We start from the raw sequence: 19,480 nt of genomic DNA on the forward strand, positions 1-19,480 counted from the left end.
TCCTCAGGTCGTGCTTGCGGTACGGCGCTGGACCAGCACGGCGGCGACGATGATCGCGCCCTTGGCGATCTGCTGGACGTCGCTCTGCAGGTTGTTCAGGGCGAAGATGTTGGTGATGGTGGTGAAGATCAGGACGCCGAGGACGGAGCCGGTGATGGTGCCCCGGCCGCCGCTGAGCAGCGTGCCGCCGATGATCGCGGCCGCGATGGCGTCGAGTTCGTAGAGGTTTCCGTTGGTGTTCTGGCCGGAGCCGGACAGGATGATCAGCAGGAAGGCGGCGATGCCGCAGCACAGTCCGGACAGCAGGTAGAGGTAGAGACGCTGGCGGCGGACGTCGATGCCGGCCAGGCGCGCCGCCTCGGAGTTGCCGCCGACGGCGACGGTGCGGCGGCCGAAGGTGGTGCGGTTGAGGATCAGCCAGCCGATCACCGTGACGACGGCGAAGACCATCACCAGCGGCGGGACGCCGAGGACGTAGGCGTCTCGTTCGCCGAGGTCGAGGATGCTCGGGATGCTGACGATCTGTGTCTTGCCGTCGGTGATCTGGAGAGCCAGGCCGCGGGCGGAGGCGAGCATCGCGAGGGTCGCGATGAACGGGACCATCCCGCCGTACGCGATGAGCAGGCCGTTGACCAGGCCGCAGCCGACGCCGACCAGGACCGCGGTGAACAGCACCCCGCCGAAGCCGTAGTCCTGGGTGGCGACCGTGGTCGCCCACACCGAGGCGAGGGCGACGATCGCGCCGACCGAGAGGTCGATGCCGCCGGAGGTGATGACGAAGGTCATGCCGACGGTGACGACACCGATCACGGAGGCCTGGGTGAGGACGAGTTGGAGGTTGCGGGTGTCGAGGAACTCGTCGGGCTTGGTGATGCCGCCGATGACGATCAGTGCCGCGAGCACTCCGAGCAGGGAGAGGGTGCGGACGTCGGCGCGGGCCATCATGCCGCGCCAGGGCGGGAGTTGGGGCATCGCCGCGGTCTTGCCGGTGCCGTCCCTCGGTGGGGACGCGTGCTGCGTCATGACGCCGGGCTTCCTTCCATGACGAGGTCGAGGACACGGTGTTCGTCGAGTTCACGGGCGGGCGCGGTGTGCACGACCCGCCCCTCCCTGAGGACCAGGACACGGTCGGCGAGGCCGAGCACCTCGGGCACCTCGCTGGAGACGAGCAGCACGGCGAGGCCCTCGTCGGCGAGGCGCCGGACGACCGCGTACAGCTCGGCGCGGGCGCCCACGTCGACGCCCCGGGTGGGTTCGTCGAGGAGCAGTACCCGGCAGCCGCGCAGCAACCAGCGGGCGAGGACCGCCTTCTGCTGGTTGCCGCCGGACAGGGTGCGCACGGGCGCGGTGGGGTTGTCGGGCCGGAGGGACAGCTCGCGGGTGGCGGCGCGCGCCGCGCCGAGTTCGGCGCCCCGGTCGATCCAGCCGCCGCGGGAGAAGCGGGACATGGAGGAGACCGAGACATTGCGGGTGACGGACTCCAGCATCAGCAGGGCCTGCGCCTTGCGTTCCTCGGGGGCGAGCCCGAGTCCGGCGGCCACTGCTGCCCGGACGCTCCCCGACCGCAACGGGGTTCCGTCGACGAGGACTTGGCCTCCGCTCGGGCGGCGCGCTCCGTAGATCGTCTCCAGGATCTCCGAGCGCCCGGAGCCGACGAGGCCGGCGAGCCCGACGATCTCGCCGGGCCTGATCTCCAGGTCCAGCGGCTCGAACTCCCCTTCCCGGGAGAGCCCCTTGACCTGGAGGACCGGGGTGCCCGAGGCGTCGGACACGGGCCGTTCGGGGAAGACGTACTCGACGTTGCGGCCGGTCATCAGCGCGACGACGTCCCGGGTGGGGGTCGACTTGGCGGGCAGTCCGACCGCCACGGCCCGGCCGTCCTTGAGCACGGTCACCCGGTCGCCGATGCGCCGGATCTCCTCCAGGCGGTGCGAGATGTAGACGACGGCGACGCCCTCGGCGGTCAGGTCCCCGACGATCCGGAAGAGGTTGTCGACCTCGTCCGGGTCCAGGGCGGCGGACGGTTCGTCCATCACGATGAGCCGTACGTCGTGGGAGAGCGCCCGTGCCATGGAGACGATCTGCTGCTGGGCCGCCGACAACTCCCCCACCAGCCGGGCGGGTTCGATCTCGGGGTGCCCGAGCCGCTTGAGGAGCCGGGCCGTCGAGGCCCGCGCCTCCTTCCTGCGGACGACGAAGCCGGCGGCGGTCGGTTCGTGGCCGAGGTGGACGTTCTCGGCCACCGACAGGTGCTCGACCAGGTCGAGTTCCTGGTAGATGGTGGCGATGCCCAGCCGCATGGCGGCGATGGGCGAGCGCAGGGTGACCTCCTCGCCGCGCCAGCGGATGGTGCCGCTGCCGGGCTGGTGGGCGCCGGCCAGGACCTTGATGAGGGTGGACTTCCCGGCGCCGTTCTGGCCGAGCAGACAGTGCACCTCCCCCTCCTGGACGTCGAGATCGACTCCGTCGAGGGCCCGGACACCGGGGAAGGACTTGGTGATGTCGGACATGCTGAGCAGCGGTGGTTCTGGTGCCATGGGCTCCCCTTGGCGGGCGTGCGGGCCGGTTTCAGGGCAGGGCGGAGCAGGGCGCCGTACTGGAGTGACTCGTGTAACGAGCCGGTTGCGCCGGCTCCTCGCGAAGCGTGCGGTTACGCGGGTGAGAACAGGTGGTCGCTGATGAGCCGGGCCGCGCCGATGACTCCGGCGGTGGGGCCGAGCTCGCCCAGCACGATGGGCAGGTTGCCGGTCGCCAAAGGCAGCGACTGGCGGTAGACCTGGGTGCGGATCGCGGCGAGCAGGGTGTGGCCGAGGCCGGTCACCCCGCCGCCGATCACCACCAGGCCCGGGTTGAAGAAGCTGACGAGACCGGCGATGACCTGGCCGGTGCGGTTTCCGCCCTCACGGATCAGTTCGAGGGCGGTGGCGTCGCCCGCCGCGGCCGCCGCGGCGACGTCGACGGCGGTGAGGCCGCCGTTCGTCTCCAGCAGCCCGGCGAGTTCGGCCGACCGCCCCTGCTGGGCCGCCTCCACGGCGTCCCGGGCCAGGGCGGCCCCGCTGAAGTGGGCTTCCAGACAGCCCCGGTTGCCGCAGGCGCAGGGCCTGCCGTCGGGTACCGCCTGGATGTGGCCGATGTCGCCGGCGCTGCCCGTGACACCGCGGTGGACGTCACCGCCGACGACGATGCCGCAGCCGATACCGGTGCCGATCTTCACGCAGAGGAAGTCGCCCACGGAACGTGCCACGCCCGCGTGCTGCTCCCCCATGGCCATCAGGTTCACGTCGTTGTCGACCATGACCGGGCAGCCGAGTTCCTGGCTGAGCGCCTCCCGGACCGGGAAGCCGTCCCAGCCCGGCATGATCGGCGGGGCCACCGGGACGCCCTCGGGGAAGCGGACCGGGCCGGGGACGCCGATGCCGGCGCCGTCGTACCCCTCCGCGAGCCCGGACGCCCGCAGTTTGGCGGCCATGGCGAGGACCTGCTCGAAGACCGCGACCGGACCCTCGCGCACGTCCATGGGGTGGTTGAGGTGTCCGAGGATCTCCAGTTCCGCGTTGGTGACGGCGACGTCGACCGAGGTCGCGCCGATGTCGACACCGAGGAAACGGAGCCCCGGGTTGAGCCGGATGTTGTGGGAGCGGCGGCCACCGCGCGAGGCGGCGAGTCCGTCGGCCACGACCAGGCCCGTCTCCAGCAGCCGGTCCACCTCCACGGCCAGCTTGGACCGCGACAGGTCGACCTGGTCACCCAGTTGCGCACGGGAGTTGGGACCCCCGTCGCGCAACAGCTTGAGCAGCCGGGCCTGATGGGCGTTCGCGGGTCGTGCCGTCATGCGTCTCACATGCCCCTCCCCGCCTCAATCGGCCACCGGTCGCCGTGCTTTCGAGGGGAACGTAGCAGTGGGCGCCGTGGCTGGGAAGAAGCTGTGCAGGAATTGCTCCCGACTTTTTCCACTCACAGGACAAAGCCGGGTCCGGTCGGCACCGCGAGGGTCGACCGGACCCCGTGTGCCGCACTCCTGACGCGCGGCGCGACTCAGCCGCGCTGACGGGCGTGGTAGGAGGTCCGGGTGTGCTCGGTGTGCTCGCGCATCAGCTCGGTGGCGCGCACCTGGTCCCGGCCGGAGATCGCCGCGATGAGCCGGCGGTGCTCGATCCAGGACTGCTTCCCGCGCTGCCGGGCGATCGGCGTGTAGTACCAGCGCACCCTGCGGTCCACCTGGGCGGCGAGTTCGGCGAGGACGGCGTTGCCCGCCAGCTCCATCACCTTCGCGTGGAAGCGGGCGTTGAGGGCGACGGCGCCGTCCACGTCGTCGCCCTCCACCGCGCGCTCGCCCTCGGCGCACAGCTCCTCCAGCGCGGTGATACCGGCCGCGCCGGCGTTGGCGGCGGCGAGCCGGGCCGCCTCGGCCTCCAGCAGCGTGCGCACGGTGAGCAGCTGGTCGGCCTCCTCCTCGGTGGGCTCGTGCACGAACGCGCCCTGGGCGGGCCGCAGATCGACCCAGCCCTCGGTGTTCAGCCGTTGCAGGGCCTCGCGCACCGGCTGCCGGGAGACCCCGAGATGCCCGGCGAGTTCACTCTCGACCAGGTGCTGGCCGGGGCGCAGGGCACGGGTGGTGATGAGTTCGAGGAGCGCCTCGTAGACCCGGTCGCGCAGTGGACCGGGTCGTTCGAGCTTGGGCACAGCCCCCTGCGGCAGTCCTGTCGACAACATCGCCGTCCCCCTCCAGAGCCGTCGGACAGCAGAACAAAGGATTGTCTTTCGTCTACAGTCTACGGCGCACAAAGGCCAGGCAAAGGGGGAGTTGGCCGCGTCACACCCGCGATCACGGGCAGCGGACGACCTGCCCCGCGTACGACAGGTTCCCGCCGAAGCCGAACAGCAGCACCGGGTCGCCGGTGGAGATCTCGCCGCGTTCGACGAGCTTGGAGAAGGCGAGCGGGATGCTGGCGGCGGAGGTGTTCCCGGAGTCGACGACGTCCTTGGCGACCACGGCGTTCACGGCGCCGATCCGCTGGGCGAGCGGCTCGATGATCCGCAGGTTGGCCTGGTGCAGGACGACCGCGGCGAGGTCGGCCGGGGTGACCCCGGACCGTTCGCACGCCTGGCGGGCGATGGCCGGCAGCTTGGTGGTGGCCCAGCGGTAGACGCTCTGCCCCTCCTGGGCGAACCGCGACGGCGTTCCCTCGATGCGCACGGCGTGCCCCATCTCGGGCACCGATCCCCACAGCACCGGGCCGATGCCGGGCTCGTCCGCGGCCTCCACGACCGCCGCCCCGGCGCCGTCGCCGACGAGGACACAGGTCGTCCGGTCGGTCCAGTCCGTCACGTCGGACATCTTGTCGGCGCCGATCACCAGGGCACGGGTGGCGGCGCCGGCCCGGACCGCGTGGTCGGCGGTGGCCAGCGCGTGGGTGAAGCCGGCGCACACCACGTTGACATCCATCGCGGCGGGCGAGGGGATGCCGAGCCGGGCGGCGACCCGGGCGGCCATGTTCGGGGAGCGGTCGACGGCGGTGGAGGTGGCCACCAGCACCAGGTCGATGTCGCCCGGCGTCCGGCCGGCCGCGGCGAGCGCCTTGGCCGCGGCGTGCCCGGCGAGCTCGTCGACGGGTTCGTCGGGTCCGGCGATGTGGCGTGTGCGGATGCCCACCCGGGAACTGATCCACTCGTCACTGGTGTCGACCAGGCCGGCCAGGTCCTCGTTGGTGAGCACCTTGGCCGGCTGGTAGTGGCCGACCGCGGCGATGCGCGAGCCGTTCATCGGGGGGTCCCCCTCGTTGCCTTGGGTAGCGGGATCCACCAGTCTGATCAGTGACTCACGGGTACGACGGCAGGTGATGCCACAGGAAACGGGCGCCGGGGTTGTCGGCTTCCATCAGGCACTCGGACACCCGAACACTTTTCGAACGGCCGGCCGCCCCGGTCACCCGGTGAACAGCTGGGTCGCCTTCCGCACCAGTTCGTACAGGCCGTAGGCGAGCGGCAGGCCCACCCACAGCCAGGCGAAGGCGATCAGCCCGCGCCGGTCAGGCGGACTCTGACTGCTGTCGTTCGACATCGGGGACGGCCTCCTGACGGGGTGCGGGGACGTGGTGGTGGCGGGGGTGGACGGGCCGGACCAGTTCGTTGGCGACGAAACCGACGGCCAGCAGGCCGATCATGATGGCGAAGGACAGTCCGTACAAGGAGGCGCCGGTCCTCCCGGCCTCCTCCTGCCGGTCGGCGATCCAGTTGACGATCAGTGGTCCGAGGACTCCGGCGGTGGACCAGGCGGTGAGCAGCCGGCCGTGGATGGCGCCGACCTGGTGGGTGCCGAAGAGATCCTTCAGATAGGCGGGGATGGTGGCGAAGCCGCCGCCGTAGAAGGAGAGGATCACCAGCGCGCAGAGGACGAACAGCGGCTTGGAGGTGTCGCCGAAGAGGGCGATGGAGGCGTACATCAGCGCGCCGACGCCCAGGTAGACGCGGTAGATGTTCTTCCGGCCGATCAGGTCGGAGGTGGAGGACCAGCCGATGCGCCCGGCCATGTTGGCGGCCGAGAGCAGCGCGACGAAGCCGGCCGCGGCGGTCGCCGACACCGTTGTCGAGGTGTCGGCGAAGAAGTCGGTGATCATCGGGGCGGCCTTCTCCAGGATGCCGATGCCCGCGGTGACGTTCATGCAGAGCACGACCCACAGGCACCAGAACTGGGGGGTGCGGATCGCCTGCTTCGCGGTCACCTGCGGGCCGGCGGGGGCCGGTCGGGCCGCCGCGGACTCCGTGCCGCCGCGCACCGCCGGGACGTTCCGCGGAACCCTGACCAGCAGGACGCCCAGCAGCATGAACACCGCGTACGACAGACCGTGGACGAGGAAGGCCAGCGCGATCCCGGAGGAGTCGCCGCCGAAGGACTCCAGCATCCGCGCCGACCACGGCGAGGCGATCAGCGCGCCGCCGCCGAAGCCCATGATGGCGATACCGGTGGCCATGCCGGGCCGGTCCGGGAACCACTTGATCAGGGTTGAGACGGGCGAGATGTAGCCGATGCCGAGGCCGATGCCGCCGACGAAGCCGTAGCCGAGCACGATCAGCCAGTACTGCTCGGTGGCGGCGCCGAGGGCGGAGAGCAGGAAGCCGGAGGAGAAGCAGCACAGGGCGACGGTCATCGCCCAGCGCGGCCCGTTGCGCTCGACCAGCGTGCCGCCGAACGCGGCCGACAGGCCGAGCATGACGATGCCCAGCTGGAAGGGGAGCGCGCTCTGCGTGCCGCTCAGACCGAGCGCGGACTCCAGCGGCGGCTTGAACACCGACCAGGCGTAGGCCTGTCCGATGGAGAGGTGGACCGAGAGGGCGGCGGGGGGAACGAGCCAGCGGCTCCATCCCGGGGGTGCCATGGGGGGACTCATGATCCGGAACGGTAGGAAGACGGCGGGTGGTTGAGAACCCAACGAGTCGACCGTATGCGGTGAGCGGTACGCACCGCGCGACGAACGGTCGGACCGACCGGTTCTTCCGTGCTGCGCGACCCCTTGCCGCCCCAACGAGCATACTGTAGACAATATTTCGTCGACAGCGTGTCGGCGGTGCGTCAACTCCGCGGTACCCCTCGGCCGAACGGAGCTCCCCCGTATGAAAGTCGCAGTCCTCGGCGCCGGTGCGATCGGCGCCTATGTCGGTGCCGCGCTCCACCGCGCCGGCGCCGACGTCCATCTCGTCGCCCGTGGACCGCATCTGGCGGCCATGAGGCAGCACGGCGTGCGGGTGCTCAGCCCGCGCGGTGACTTCACCGCCTTCGCCCACGCCACCGACGACCCGGCCGAAGTCGGCCCGGTCGACTACGTGTTCCTGGGTCTGAAGGCCAACGCGTACGCGGCGTGCGGGCCGCTGATCGAACCCCTGCTGCACGACTCCACGGCGGTGGTGGCCGCCCAGAACGGCATCCCCTGGTGGTACTTCCACCGGCACGGCGGCCCGCACGACGGCCACCGTGTGCACAGTGTCGACCCCGGCGGCGCGGTCAGCGCGGTGCTCGCGCCCGAGCGGGCGGTCGGCTGTGTCGTCTACGCCGCCACCGAGCTGGAAGGGCCGGGCCTGGTACGGCACTTGGAAGGCACTCGGTTCTCCGTCGGGGAGCCCGACCGCAGCGTCTCGCCGCGCTGTCTGGCGTTCAGCGAGGCGATGCGGGCCGGCGGTCTGAAGTGCCCGGTCGAGCCGGACCTGCGCAACGACATCTGGCTCAAGCTGCTCGGCAACATCTCCTTCAACCCGATCAGCGCGCTGGCCCGCGCCACCATGCGGCAGATGTGCCTGCACGGCGGCACCCGCAGGGTGATCGAGACCATGATGGCCGAGACGCTCGCCGTGGCCGAGGCCCTCGGCTGCGAGGTCGGCGTCTCCATCGAGCGCCGGATGGCCGGCGCCGAGAAGGTCGGCGACCACCGCACCTCCACGCTCCAGGACCTGGAGCGCGGCAAGCCGCTCGAACTCGACGTCCTGCTCGCGGCCGTCGTGGAACTCGCGGAGATCACCGGCGTCCAGGTGCCCACCCTGCGCACCGTGCACGCCATCTCTGACCTGCTCGCACTGAGGAGTGCCGCATGAGGAAACGGCAGGCGAAGACCTATACGAGGCTCACGCGTCCCCTCGTCCGGGACTCCCGTGACGAGCCCTTCCGCGAGGCCGGCTGGGAGGAGGCCCTGGACCGGGCCGCCCGGGGCCTGGACCGACACCGCGGCGCCTTCGGGATGTTCTCCTGCGCCCGCGCCACCAACGAGATGAACTACGTGGCCCAGAAGTTCGCCCGGGTCGTGATGGGCACCAACAACGTCGACTCCTGCAACCGCACCTGCCACGCGCCGAGCGTGGCGGGCCTGTCGGCGGCCTTCGGCTCCGGCGGCGGGACCTCCAGCTACGAGGAGATCGAGCACACCGACGTCGTCGTGATGTGGGGCTCCAACGCCCGCTTCGCGCACCCGATCTTCTTCCAGCACGTGCTGAAGGGGATCAGGAACGGCGCCCGGATGTACGCGGTCGACCCGCGCCGGACGTCGACCGCCGAGTGGGCGGAGAGCTGGCTCGGGCTGAACGTCGGCACCGACATCCCGATGGCCCACGCGGTCGGCCGGGAGATCATCCACGCCGGCCTGGTGAACGAGTCCTTCGTGGAGCGGGCCACCACCGGCTTCGAGGAGTACCGGGCGCTCGTCGAGCCCTGGACGCTGTCGCTCGCGGAGAAGGTGACGGGCGTACCGGCTTCCGCCATCGAGGAGTTGGCGCACGCCTACGCCCGCGCCGAGCGCGCCCAGTTGTGCTGGACCCTCGGCATCACCGAGCACCACAACGGCACCGACAACGTCCGCGCCCTGATCAACCTGTCCCTGCTGACCGGTCACGTGGGCCGCTGGGGCTCCGGTCTCCAGCCGCTGCGCGGTCAGAACAACGTGCAGGGCGGCGGCGACATGGGCGCGATCCCCAACCGGCTCCCGGGGTTCCAGGACATCCTCGACGCCGGGTCCCGGCTGAAGTTCGAGTCGGCCTGGGACACCGTCATCCAGCCGCACTACGGGCTCAACCTCACCGAGATGTTCGAGGCGATGGAGGAGGGCGCGCTCAGGGCGGTCTACTGCATCGGGGAGAACCCGGCTCAGTCCGAGGCCGACAGCGAGCAGGCCGTGCGCCGGATGGGGCGGCTGGACTTCCTGGTGGTGCAGGACATCTTCCTCACCAGGACCGCGGAGCTGGCCGACGTGGTCCTGCCCGCGACCGCCGGGTGGGCCGAGACCGACGGCACCACCACCAACAGCGAGCGGCGGGTGCAGCGGGTACGGCGGGCGGTCACCCCACCCGGTGAGGCGCGCGAGGACATCGACATCATCTGCGAGCTGGCGGCCCGGCTCGGCCACGCGTGGAAGTACGCCGACGCCGAGGCCGTCTGGAACGAACTGAGGTCCCTCTCCCCCGACCATCACGGGATGACGTACGAGCGGCTGGAGCGGCACCAGGGCATCCAGTGGCCCTGCCCGAGCACGGAGTCGCTCGAACCCTCCTATCTGCACGGCAGGTTGTGGGAGGCGGACCCGGCCGCGCGCGGTGTGCCGGCGCCGTTCGGGATCGTCCGGCACGATCCTCCGGTCGACCTCACCGACGAGCGCTACCCGATCAGGCTGACCACCGGGCGGCGCCTGGACTCGTACAACACCGGTGTTCAGAGCGGGAGTTACGCCTCGCCGCTGCGGCGCGGGGAGTTCGTCGAGCTGTGCCCGGAGGACGCCGAGCGGTACGGGGTGCGGGTGGGCGAGGAGGTGCTGGTCAGCTCGCGCCGGGGGTCCGTGGTCGCGCCGGTGTGGATCGACACCGACCTCAGGCCCGGCCTCGCCTTCATGACCATGCACTTTCCCGACGAGGTCGACACCAACCAGCTGACGATCGAGGCCAACTGCCCGATCGCAGGGACGGCGGAGTTCAAGGCGTCGGCGATCCGGATCGAGAAGCTTCCCGTCGCGACCATCGTGAGGTGATCCAGTGGACCTGCACTTCGGTGACAGCAAGCCGACGGACGACGAACGGGCCGCCGTAGACGCCCTGTTGGGCCCACCGGAGTCCTCGTGGGAGGGCGCCGACCGCTCCGACGCCGACCTGAGGTGGGCGCGCGGCGGACGCACGGCCCGGGAGCGCCGGGACCTGCTGCTGCCGGGGCTGCACGCGATCAACGACCGGATCGGCTGGATCAGCGACGGCGCCCTGGACTACCTGTGCCGCCGGCTGACGGTGCCGCCAGCCGAGGCGTACGGCGTCGCCACCTTCTACGCCCTGTTCTCCGTCCGGCCCCGCCCGGCGACCGTGCTCCACGTCTGCACCGACCTGGCCTGTACGGCGGCAGGCGCGGGCGCGTTGTGCGCGGGCGTCGAGGCGGGCCTGGGCCCCGGGGTGCGGGTGGAGCGCGGCCCGTGCCTCGGCCTGTGCGAGCGGGCTCCGGCGGCGCTGGCGGTCCGGGCCGGTGATCCGGTGCGTACGGCCGTGGCGGCGCCGGCCACCGTGCGTACGGCCGTGCTCGCCGCGACCTCCCCGGACTCCGCGCCGGAGGAACCGCCGGCGGCGGTGGCCGTGCCGCAGGCGGGCTCGGCGGGACTGACGCTGCTCGCCCGCGTCGGCGTCGTCGACCCGGCCTCCCTGGACGACTACCGCGCCCACGGCGGCTACACCGCCCTGCGCCGGGCCTTCGAGCTGGGCCCGGCGGGCGTCATCCGCGAGGTGACCGACTCCGGCCTGGTCGGACGGGGCGGGGCCGCCTTCCCCACCGGCCGCAAGTGGCAGGCCACCGCGTCCCAGCCGGACCGCCCGCACTACCTGGTCTGCAACGCCGACGAGTCCGAGCCCGGCACCTTCAAGGACCGCGTGCTCATGGAGGGCGATCCGTACGCCCTCATCGAGGCGATGACGATCGCCGGGTACGCGACCGGGGCCCACCACGGCTACCTGTATCTGCGCGGCGAGTACCCGCGCGCCCTGCGCCGGATGGAGCACGCCGTCGACCGGGCCAGGGCGCGCGGGCTGCTCGGCGCGGACGTCCTCGGCCAGGGCTACGCCTTCGACATCGAGATCCGGCGGGGCGCCGGCGCCTACATCTGCGGCGAGGAGACCGCGCTGTTCAACTCCATCGAGGGCTACCGGGGCGAACCCCGCTCCAAGCCCCCGTTCCCGGTGGAGAAGGGCCTGTTCGGAAAACCGACGGTGGAGAACAACGTCGAGACCCTCGTCAACGTGCTGCCCGTACTGACCATGGGCGCCCAGGCGTACGCGGCCGTCGGCACCCCCGGGTCCACCGGACCGAAGCTCTACTGCGTCTCGGGAAGCGTGGACCGGCCCGGTGTCTACGAGCTGCCGTTCGGCGCGACGCTGGGCGAGCTGCTCACCCTGGCCGGGGTGCGGGACGGCCTGCGCGCGGTGCTGCTGGGCGGCGCCGCGGGCGGCTTCGTACGCCCCGACGAACTGGACGTGCCGCTCACCTTCGAGGGGACCCGGGAGGCGGGCACCACCCTCGGATCCGGGGTCGTCATGGCCTTCGACGACACGGTGCCGCTGCCCCGGCTGCTGCTGCGCATCGCCGAGTTCTTCCGGGACGAGTCCTGCGGGCAGTGCGTGCCCTGCCGGGTGGGGACCGTGCGCCAGGAGGAGGCGCTGCACCGGATCGCGGACCGCACGGGCGCGGCGGCGGCCGATGACATCGCCCTGCTCAGGGAGGTCGGCCGCGCCATGCGGGACGCCTCGATCTGCGGTCTGGGACAGACCGCGTGGAACGCCGTGGAATCCGCCATCGACCGTCTGGGGGCGTACGAATGACCGTCATCGACCGTCCGGGGGCCCGCGCATGACCGTGACACCGCTGGGCGTCCCCCGCCGGCTGCTGGAGTTCACCCTCGACGGGGAACCGGTGCGCGCACCGGAGGGCTCGACGATCCTCGACGCCTGCCGGGCCGCCGGGAAGGACGTGCCGACCCTGTGCGAGGGCGACACCCTGCGCCCCAAGAACGCCTGCCGGGTCTGCGTGGTCGAGGTCGAGGGGTCCCGGACCCTGGTCCCGGCCTGCTCCCGCAGGGCCGAGCCGGGCATGCGGGTGAGCACGGACGGCGAGCGGGCCCGGCACAGCCGCAAGGTGGTCCTGGAACTGCTCGCCTCCTCCGTCGACCTGTCGACCACCCCGCGGGCGGCCGAGTGGATCAGGGACTACGGGGCCGAGCCGGACCGCTTCGGACCGGACGCGGCCCGGCTGGACGAGGAGCCCCGCGTCGACAACGAGCTGTACGTGCGGGACTACGGCAAGTGCGTCCTCTGCTACAAGTGCGTGGACGCCTGCGGCGACCAGTGGCAGAACACCTTCGCGATCTCGGTGGCCGGGCGCGGCTTCGACGCCCGGATCGCGGTGGAGCACGACGCGGCCCTGCCCGACTCGGCCTGCGTGTACTGCGGGAACTGCGTGGAGGTGTGTCCGACCGGGGCGCTGTCCTTCAAGTCCGAGTTCGACATGCGGGCGGCGGGCACCTGGGACGAGTCGGCGCAGATGGAGACGACGACGGTGTGCGCGTACTGCGGAGTGGGCTGCAACCTCACCCTGCACGTGCAGGACAATGAGATCGTGAAGGTCACCTCGCCGCACGACAACCCGGTGACCCACGGCAACCTGTGCATCAAGGGACGCTTCGGCTACCAGCACGTCCAGAACCGGAACTGATCGGGGCTGATCGGGACATGGGACGAGTCACGGAACGACGCAAGGTGATCCGTATCCGGGACGGGGCGGTCAGCTCCCGGCCCGACACGCTCGTCGCCGAGGAACCCCTGGAGATCCGGCTCAACGGCAAACCCCTCGCGATCACCATGCGCACCCCCGGCGACGACTTCGCGCTCGCCGCCGGGTTCCTGGTGAGCGAGGGGGTGCTGGGCGCCGCCGCCGACCTGACGAACATCGTCTACTGCGCGGGCGCCACCGAGGACGGTTCGAACACCTACAACGTGGTGGACGTGCGGACCTCGGCGGGCGTGATCCTCCCGGAGATCACGCTCGAACGGAACGTCTACACCACCTCCTCCTGCGGGCTGTGCGGCAAGGCCAGCCTGGACGCCGTCCGCACGACGGCGCGCTGGCCGATCGCCGACACTCCCCCGCTGCGGATCGAGCCCGCGCTGCTGGCGGCGCTGCCCGATCGGCTGCGCGCCGCCCAGCGGGTCTTCGACCGCACCGGCGGGCTGCACGCGGCGGCCCTGTTCAGCGAGGACGGGCAGCTGCTCGACGTCCGGGAGGACGTGGGCCGGCACAACGCCGTCGACAAGCTGGTCGGCCGCGCCCTCCAGAGCGGCGGCCTGCCGCTGTCCCGCACGATCCTGCTGGTCTCCGGGCGCGCCTCGTTCGAGCTGGCGCAGAAGGCCGTGATGGCCGGGATCCCGGTGCTGGCGGCGGTGTCGGCCCCCTCCTCGCTGGCCGTGGACCTCGCGGCCGAGACGGGCCTGACCCTGGTGGGCTTCCTGCGGGGCAGTTCGATGAACGTGTACGCGGGCGAGGACCGGATCGCCGTACGGGCCGCGGCCGCCCAGGGCTGACGGTCTCCCCGCCGCACGGCGGCGGGGCCCTCGCAGGCGGGGAGCGCCCCCTGCGCCGCGGGGGCCCCGCCTCGGCCGGTTCGGTGGCCGCCGAAGGCCCCATGGACCCGGAGCGCGCCTGCCACTAACGTCCCGGAGCGTGTCCGACGACGCACGAGCGCGCCACCGCGCGGGAACGGGCCTCGGTCTGCTGCTGGCCCTGGTCCTGGGCGCCGTGCTGCTCAGCGCGCTGCCCGAGGACGAGGAGGGCGCGGGCGCCTGCCCGGCCCGCACGGTCCGCTCGTGGTCGGCCGACGAGCGGCTGACCGCGGAGTTCGCCCGGTACGGCGACGACGCCGCGCGCACCGACGACTGGACCGGCGGCGACGGCACCCACTCGGTGCGGCTGCCGGACGGCCGGGTGCTGTGGCTGTTCTCCGACACCTATCTGGGCCGGGTGTACGGCCCGCCCAACCCGGTCGGCGAGTCCTACGCCTGGCGGGACGCCACGGCGCCGCTGGTGCGCAACTCGGCGGTGGTGATGCGCGACGGGCGGCTGGAGAGCACCCTCCCGGCCCCGCTCTTCGGCGACCCGGGCCCCGGCAGCTGGCGCTGGCCGGTCGCGGCCCGGGTGGAACCCCGCCGGCCCGGCTCCGCCGACCTGGTCCTGCGGGTGGTGCTGTGGGTGCGGACGGCCGGGCAGGCACCGTGGATCTACGGGGTGCCCACCGCCACCGAGGTGGCCACCCTGTCCCTGCCCGATCTGCGCCTGGAGTCCACCGCGCGGGTCCTCGACCAGCGTTCCGTCACCGACCCGTCCCGGCGGGTGCTGTTCGGCACGACCCTGGTCGAGGAGGACGGCTGGACGTACGTCTTCGGCGGCGACGACGGCCGGGCCGTGTCCCGGCCCGCCTCCCGCGCCTACGCGGCCCGGGTGCCGGAGGGCGGGCTCGCCGACCCCGCGGCCTGGGAGTACTGGGACGGGAAGGAGTGGGCGGCGGGGGTCCGGCCGCGGCCGGTGCTCGGCGACGGGCGGCGCACCGGGGTGGGCAGCGCGTTCTCGGTGGTGCGCGACGGCCGGACGTACGTGCTGTTCACGATGGCGGCGGGCGGCTCGGGGCTGACCACCGTCACCTCGTACTGGGCCTGCTCGCCCACCGGGCCCTGGCACGGGCCGACCCGGGACTTCACTCCCGCCCTGCCCGAGGGGCAGGTCGCCGCGTACAACCCGCAGGCCCATCCGGTGCTGAGCGGAGGCGGGCGGCTGGTGCTCAGCTACGACGTCAACTGGCTGGAGACGACGGGCGCTGCGGCGCACCTCAGCCGGAACGTGTCCCTGTACCGACCGCGATTCGTGACGCTGCGGCTGGCGGCTCCGCGCTGACCTCCGGGTCCCGCGAGCGCCGCTTCGCGATCACCGCGCAGACCATGAGCTGCATCTGGTGGAAGAGCATCAGCGGCAGCACGGCCAGTGAGGCGTGCGCGCCGAACAGGACGCTCGCCATGGGCAGTCCGGCGGCCAGGGACTTCTTGGAGCCGGCGAACTGGATGGCGATGCGGTCTTCGCGGTCGAAGCGCAGCGCCTTCGCGCCGTACCAGGTGAGCAGGAGCATCACGGCGAGCAGGACGGCCTCGACGGCGAGCAGCACGGCCAGCCGTCCGGGGCTGACCCGCTGCCAGACGCCCTGGACCATGCCCGCGCTGAACGCGGTGTAGACGACGAGCAGGATCGAGCCGCGGTCGACGAGGCCGAGGATCCGCTTGTTCCGGGTGATGAAGCCGCCGATCCAGCGGCGCAGGACCTGTCCGGCCAGGAACGGCACCAGCAGGTGCAGCACGATCCTCACCAGCGAGTCCGCGGAGAACCCGCCGCCGCTGTTGCCGAGCAGGCTCGCCGCGAGCAGCGGGGTGGCGACGATGCCGACCAGGGAGGAGAACGAGCCCGCGCAGATCGCGGCGGGCACGTTGCCGCGGGCGAGGGAGGTGAACGCGATCGAGGACTGGACGGTGGAGGGCACCAGGGTCAGGAAGAGCAGGCCCTGGTACAGGGGGTCGGTCAGCACCGGGACCAGTCCGCGGGCGGCCAGGCCCAGCAGCGGGAAGACGAGGAAGGTGCAGGCCAGGATGGTGAGGTGGAGGCGCCAGTGGCGCAGCCCGTCCAGGGCCTCACGGGTGGAGAGCCGGGCTCCGTAGAGGAAGAACAGCAGGGCGATGGCGGCCGTGGAGGCGCCGGAGGCCACCTCGGCGCCGGTCCCGCGCGCGGGCAGCAGGGCGGCCAGTCCCACCGTCCCCAGCAGCAGGAGGACGTAGGGGTCGATCGGCATCCTTCGCGGCCAACGCAGGCGTTTCACTGGGCTCCACCACTCGCTGTGCATCCGTAGTCACCGGCACGGGCGTGCCCTCTCCATCGTCCTCCCCGGGCCCTCGATCGGGAATCCGGCATACCACTCTGACTGTCATCACGTTCCGCGATAGCCTGGCCCCGTGTACGACCCGTCCCAGCTGCGCACCTTCCTGGCGGTGGCCCAGACCCTGAGCTTCACCCAGGCCGCCCGGCGGCTCGGGCTGCGCCAGTCGACGGTCAGCCAGCACGTGCGGCGGCTGGAGGACGCGACGGGACGGCAGCTCTTCGCCCGCGACACCCACTCGGTGGAGTTGACCGAGGACGGCGAGGCCATGCTGGGCTTCGCCCGCCGCATCCTGGAGGTCCACGAGCAGGCGGCGGCCTTCTTCACCGGGACCCGGCTGCGCGGCCGGCTGCGCTTCGGCGCCTCGGAGGACTTCGTGCTGACCCGGCTGCCGGAGATCCTGGAGGGCTTCCGGTACGAGCACCCGGAGGTCGATCTGGAGCTGACGGTGGAGCTGTCGGGCACCCTGCACGAGCAGCTGGCCGCCGGGAAGCTGGACCTGGTCCTCGCCAAGCGGCGCCCCGAGGACGCGCGGGGCGAGCTGGTCTGGCACGACCGGCTGGTGTGGATCGGCGCGGAACGGCTGCGCCTGGACGCGGACCGGCCGGTACCGCTGATCGTCTACCCGCCGCCGGGCATCACCCGGGCCCTGGCCCTGGAGGCGCTGGAGCGCCAGGGCCGGGAGTGGCGGATCGTCTGCACCAGCGGCAGCCTGAACGGCCTGATCGCGGCGGCACGCGCGGGGCTCGGGGTGATGGCGCACTCCCGGGGCCTGATCCCGCCGGGCCTGGTGCGGATGCCGGACCGCTCGGGGCTGCCGGAGCTGGGCCGGGTCGACTTCGTGCTCGTGCACGGCCCGCGGCGGACGGCGGCACAGGGCGCGGCGCAGGCTCTGGCGGCGGCGATCCTGGCGGGCGGCGAGCGGCTGCACCGGCGCTGAGAACGGGTCGTACAGATTCCGTGGAGATTACCGCCCCGAAACTTACTCAACCGTCAGGTTTGTGTCCGACCCTGCCCCATGTGAGCGCATTTCCACTCACTGACCTGTGCGAACCCGCGGCCCGCGTGCCTTCCGCTCCCCTCCCGCCCGGTGGGACGGTGGGGTAGCTTTCACGGCGCTGTGCGGAGCGTCACCAGCATCGGGGACAGGAGCGGGGAGCGGGGTTTGCGCGAGTTCACCAACCCTCCGTCGGCGTTGGCACCGCCGGTGGGCGGACTGGCCGACGTGGTGTTCCGGCGTGCCCACGAGGACCCTGCCCATGTGGCCCTCGGCCGCAAGGACGAGGCCGGCCGGTGGCGGGACGTGACCTCGGCGGAGTTCCGCGACGAGGTGCTGGCCCTCGCCAAGGGACTCCTCGCGCGGGGCGTCCGGTTCGGCGACCGGGTCGCGATCATGTCCCGCACCCGGTACGAGTGGACGCTCTTCGACTTCGCCCTGTGGGCCATCGGCGCCCAGGTGGTGCCCGTCTATCCGACCTCGTCGGCGGAGCAGTGCTTCTGGATGCTGCACGACGCGGAGGTGACCGCGGCGGTCGTCGAGCACGAGGACCACGCGATGACCATCGCCACGGTCATCGACCGGCTCCCGAGGCTGCGCGAGCTGTGGCAACTGGACGCGGGCTGCGTGCCCGAGCTGTACGACGCGGGCGCCCACCTCGACGACGAGGTCGTGCACCGGCACCGCCGGGCCGTCACCCCCGATTCGGTGGCGACGGTCATCTACACCTCCGGCACCACGGGCCGCCCCAAGGGCTGCGTGCTGACGCACGGCAACTTCATGTACGAGGCGGACACCGTCATCGAGCGCTGGGAGCCGGTGTTCCACTCCCGGAAGGGCGACGAGGCGGCCACCCTGCTCTTCCTGCCGCTCGCCCATGTCTTCGGCCGGATGGTGCAGGTCGCCGCGGTCCGCGGGGGCGTGCGCTTCGGGCACCAGCCGCAGATGAACGCGGCCGCCCTGCTGCCCGACCTCGCCGCGTTCCGGCCGACCTTCTTCCTCGCGGTGCCGTACATCTTCGAGAAGGTCTTCAACGCCGCCCGGCGGAAGGCGGAGAAGGAGGGCCGCTCCGGCGCCTTCGAGAAGGCCGTCGACGTCGCGGTGAAGTACGCGGACGCCGTGGAGGCCAAGGCCTGGGGCATCGGGCCCGGCCCGTCCGCCGGCCTGCGCATGCAGCACCAGCTCTTCGACAAGCTCGTCTACGCCAAGATGCGGGCCGCGATGGGCGGCCGCATCCGGCACGCGATGTCCGGCGGCTCGGCCATGGACCGCCGGCTCGGCCTGTTCTTCGCGGGCGCCGGCGTGCACATCTACGAGGGCTACGGCCTGACCGAGTCGACCGCGGCCGCCACCGCCAACCCGCCCGAACTCACCCGCTACGGCAGCGTCGGACAGCCCATCCCCGGGGTGACGGTGCACATCGCGGACGACGGGGAGGTCTGGCTCAACGGCGGCAACGTCTTCCAGGGCTACCTCAACAACCCCAAGGCCACCGACGAGACCCTGCACGACGGGTGGCTCGCCACCGGCGACCTCGGCTCCCTGGACGAGGACGGCTACCTCACCATCACCGGGCGAAAGAAGGAGATCCTGGTGACCTCGGGCGGCAAGAGCGTCTCACCCGGGGTGCTGGAGGAGCGGGTCCGCGACCATCCCCTGGTCGCCCAGTGCATCGTCGTCGGCAACGACCGCCCCTACGTCGCCGCCCTGGTCACCCTGGACCAGGAGGCCGTGGAGCACTGGCTCGGCATGCGGGACAAGCCGCTGATGAACCCGGCCCAGCTGGTCCGCGACGCCGACCTGGAGGCGGAGGTGCGGCGGGCCGTCGTGGCCGCCAACACGCTGGTCTCCCAGGCCGAGTCGATCCGCACCTTCCGCATCCTCGCCCAGCCGTTCACCGAGGAGCACGGCCTGCTCACCCCGTCCCTGAAACTCAAGCGCCGGGCGATCGAGAAGGCGTACTCCGACGAGGTGGCGGCCCTGTACCAGGCGTGAGCGGGGCCGGACGGGAGGGCCGGAT

General features: G+C 72.1%; 16 protein-coding genes. 8 read left to right on the forward strand and 8 right to left on the reverse strand.

The window, feature by feature from the left end:
* Positions 1 to 3 precede the first annotated feature (3 nt).
* The 7 genes from AB0E07_RS18565 to AB0E07_RS18595 form a co-directional block, all read right to left on the reverse strand.
* A complete protein-coding gene (locus AB0E07_RS18565; protein ID WP_362252633.1) occupies positions 4 to 1,023 on the reverse strand; it encodes an ABC transporter permease in 1,020 nt (339 codons plus the stop codon).
* Positions 1,020 to 2,537 carry a sugar ABC transporter ATP-binding protein gene (locus tag AB0E07_RS18570; protein ID WP_362252636.1) on the reverse strand — a complete coding sequence of 506 codons (1,518 nt, stop codon included), beginning with the start codon at positions 2,535 to 2,537 and terminating at the stop codon, positions 1,020 to 1,022. The genes AB0E07_RS18565 and AB0E07_RS18570 overlap by 4 nt, the downstream gene beginning before the upstream one ends.
* Positions 2,538 to 2,650: 113 nt before the next feature.
* Positions 2,651 to 3,832 carry an ROK family transcriptional regulator gene (locus AB0E07_RS18575; RefSeq protein WP_362252639.1) on the reverse strand — a complete coding sequence of 394 codons (1,182 nt, stop codon included), beginning with the start codon at positions 3,830 to 3,832 and terminating at the stop codon, positions 2,651 to 2,653.
* A 203-nt stretch (positions 3,833 to 4,035) separates the two neighbouring features.
* Positions 4,036 to 4,713, reverse strand: a complete 678-nt coding sequence (locus tag AB0E07_RS18580; RefSeq protein ID WP_362252642.1) for a GntR family transcriptional regulator — start codon at positions 4,711 to 4,713, stop codon at positions 4,036 to 4,038.
* 112 nt (positions 4,714 to 4,825) lie between these two features.
* Positions 4,826 to 5,764 (reverse strand): beta-ketoacyl-ACP synthase III, encoded by a 939-nt coding sequence (locus AB0E07_RS18585; RefSeq protein WP_362252645.1) that lies wholly within the window; start codon positions 5,762 to 5,764, stop codon positions 4,826 to 4,828.
* 162 nt (positions 5,765 to 5,926) lie between these two features.
* Positions 5,927 to 6,061, reverse strand: a complete 135-nt coding sequence (locus tag AB0E07_RS18590; protein ID WP_362252648.1) for a hypothetical protein — start codon at positions 6,059 to 6,061, stop codon at positions 5,927 to 5,929.
* Positions 6,030 to 7,388, reverse strand: a complete 1,359-nt coding sequence (locus AB0E07_RS18595; RefSeq protein WP_362252651.1) for an OFA family MFS transporter — start codon at positions 7,386 to 7,388, stop codon at positions 6,030 to 6,032. Before AB0E07_RS18595 ends, AB0E07_RS18590 begins: the two co-directional genes overlap by 32 nt.
* 154 nt (positions 7,389 to 7,542) lie before the next feature.
* On the opposite strand from AB0E07_RS18595, the gene AB0E07_RS18600 reads away from it, so the two are divergent.
* The 6 genes from AB0E07_RS18600 to AB0E07_RS18625 all read left to right on the forward strand — a co-directional run bounded on the left by AB0E07_RS18600 (position 7,543) and on the right by AB0E07_RS18625 (position 15,439).
* Positions 7,543 to 8,583 carry a 2-dehydropantoate 2-reductase gene (locus AB0E07_RS18600; protein WP_362252857.1) on the forward strand — a complete coding sequence of 347 codons (1,041 nt, stop codon included), beginning with the start codon at positions 7,543 to 7,545 and terminating at the stop codon, positions 8,581 to 8,583.
* Positions 8,580 to 10,499 carry a molybdopterin-dependent oxidoreductase gene (locus AB0E07_RS18605; RefSeq protein WP_362252654.1) on the forward strand — a complete coding sequence of 640 codons (1,920 nt, stop codon included), beginning with the start codon at positions 8,580 to 8,582 and terminating at the stop codon, positions 10,497 to 10,499. Before AB0E07_RS18600 ends, AB0E07_RS18605 begins: the two co-directional genes overlap by 4 nt.
* Before the next feature lie 4 nt (positions 10,500 to 10,503).
* Positions 10,504 to 12,321: an NADH-ubiquinone oxidoreductase-F iron-sulfur binding region domain-containing protein gene (locus AB0E07_RS18610; RefSeq protein WP_362252657.1), complete on the forward strand. Its 1,818-nt coding sequence runs from the start codon at positions 10,504 to 10,506 to the stop codon at positions 12,319 to 12,321.
* A 28-nt stretch (positions 12,322 to 12,349) separates the two neighbouring features.
* Positions 12,350 to 13,210, forward strand: a complete 861-nt coding sequence (locus AB0E07_RS18615; RefSeq protein ID WP_362252660.1) for a 2Fe-2S iron-sulfur cluster-binding protein — start codon at positions 12,350 to 12,352, stop codon at positions 13,208 to 13,210.
* Between the two features lie 17 nt (positions 13,211 to 13,227).
* Positions 13,228 to 14,076: a formate dehydrogenase accessory sulfurtransferase FdhD gene (gene fdhD / locus AB0E07_RS18620; RefSeq protein WP_362252663.1), complete on the forward strand. Its 849-nt coding sequence runs from the start codon at positions 13,228 to 13,230 to the stop codon at positions 14,074 to 14,076.
* Between the two features lie 139 nt (positions 14,077 to 14,215).
* The gene (locus AB0E07_RS18625) at positions 14,216 to 15,439 is read left to right on the forward strand and encodes a DUF4185 domain-containing protein (protein WP_362252666.1); all 1,224 of its coding nucleotides are present in this window, start codon (positions 14,216 to 14,218) and stop codon (positions 15,437 to 15,439) included.
* Here the strand turns inward: AB0E07_RS18625 and AB0E07_RS18630 are convergent.
* A complete protein-coding gene (locus tag AB0E07_RS18630; RefSeq protein WP_362252669.1) occupies positions 15,375 to 16,379 on the reverse strand; it encodes a bile acid:sodium symporter family protein in 1,005 nt (334 codons plus the stop codon). The genes AB0E07_RS18625 and AB0E07_RS18630 overlap by 65 nt on opposite strands.
* 160 nt (positions 16,380 to 16,539) lie before the next feature.
* Between AB0E07_RS18630 and AB0E07_RS18635 the strand changes: the two genes are divergently transcribed.
* Both AB0E07_RS18635 and AB0E07_RS18640 read left to right on the forward strand, forming a co-directional pair.
* On the forward strand, positions 16,540 to 17,403 hold the full coding sequence (locus AB0E07_RS18635) for a LysR substrate-binding domain-containing protein (RefSeq protein WP_362252672.1): 864 nt from the start codon (positions 16,540 to 16,542) through the stop codon (positions 17,401 to 17,403).
* 225 nt (positions 17,404 to 17,628) lie between these two features.
* Positions 17,629 to 19,455, forward strand: a complete 1,827-nt coding sequence (locus AB0E07_RS18640; protein WP_362252675.1) for an AMP-dependent synthetase/ligase — start codon at positions 17,629 to 17,631, stop codon at positions 19,453 to 19,455.
* Positions 19,456 to 19,480: the final 25 nt, after the last annotated feature.

The sequence above is a fragment of the Streptomyces sp. NPDC048002 genome (genome assembly GCF_040653275.1).
Lineage (GTDB): Bacteria > Actinomycetota > Actinomycetes > Streptomycetales > Streptomycetaceae > Streptomyces.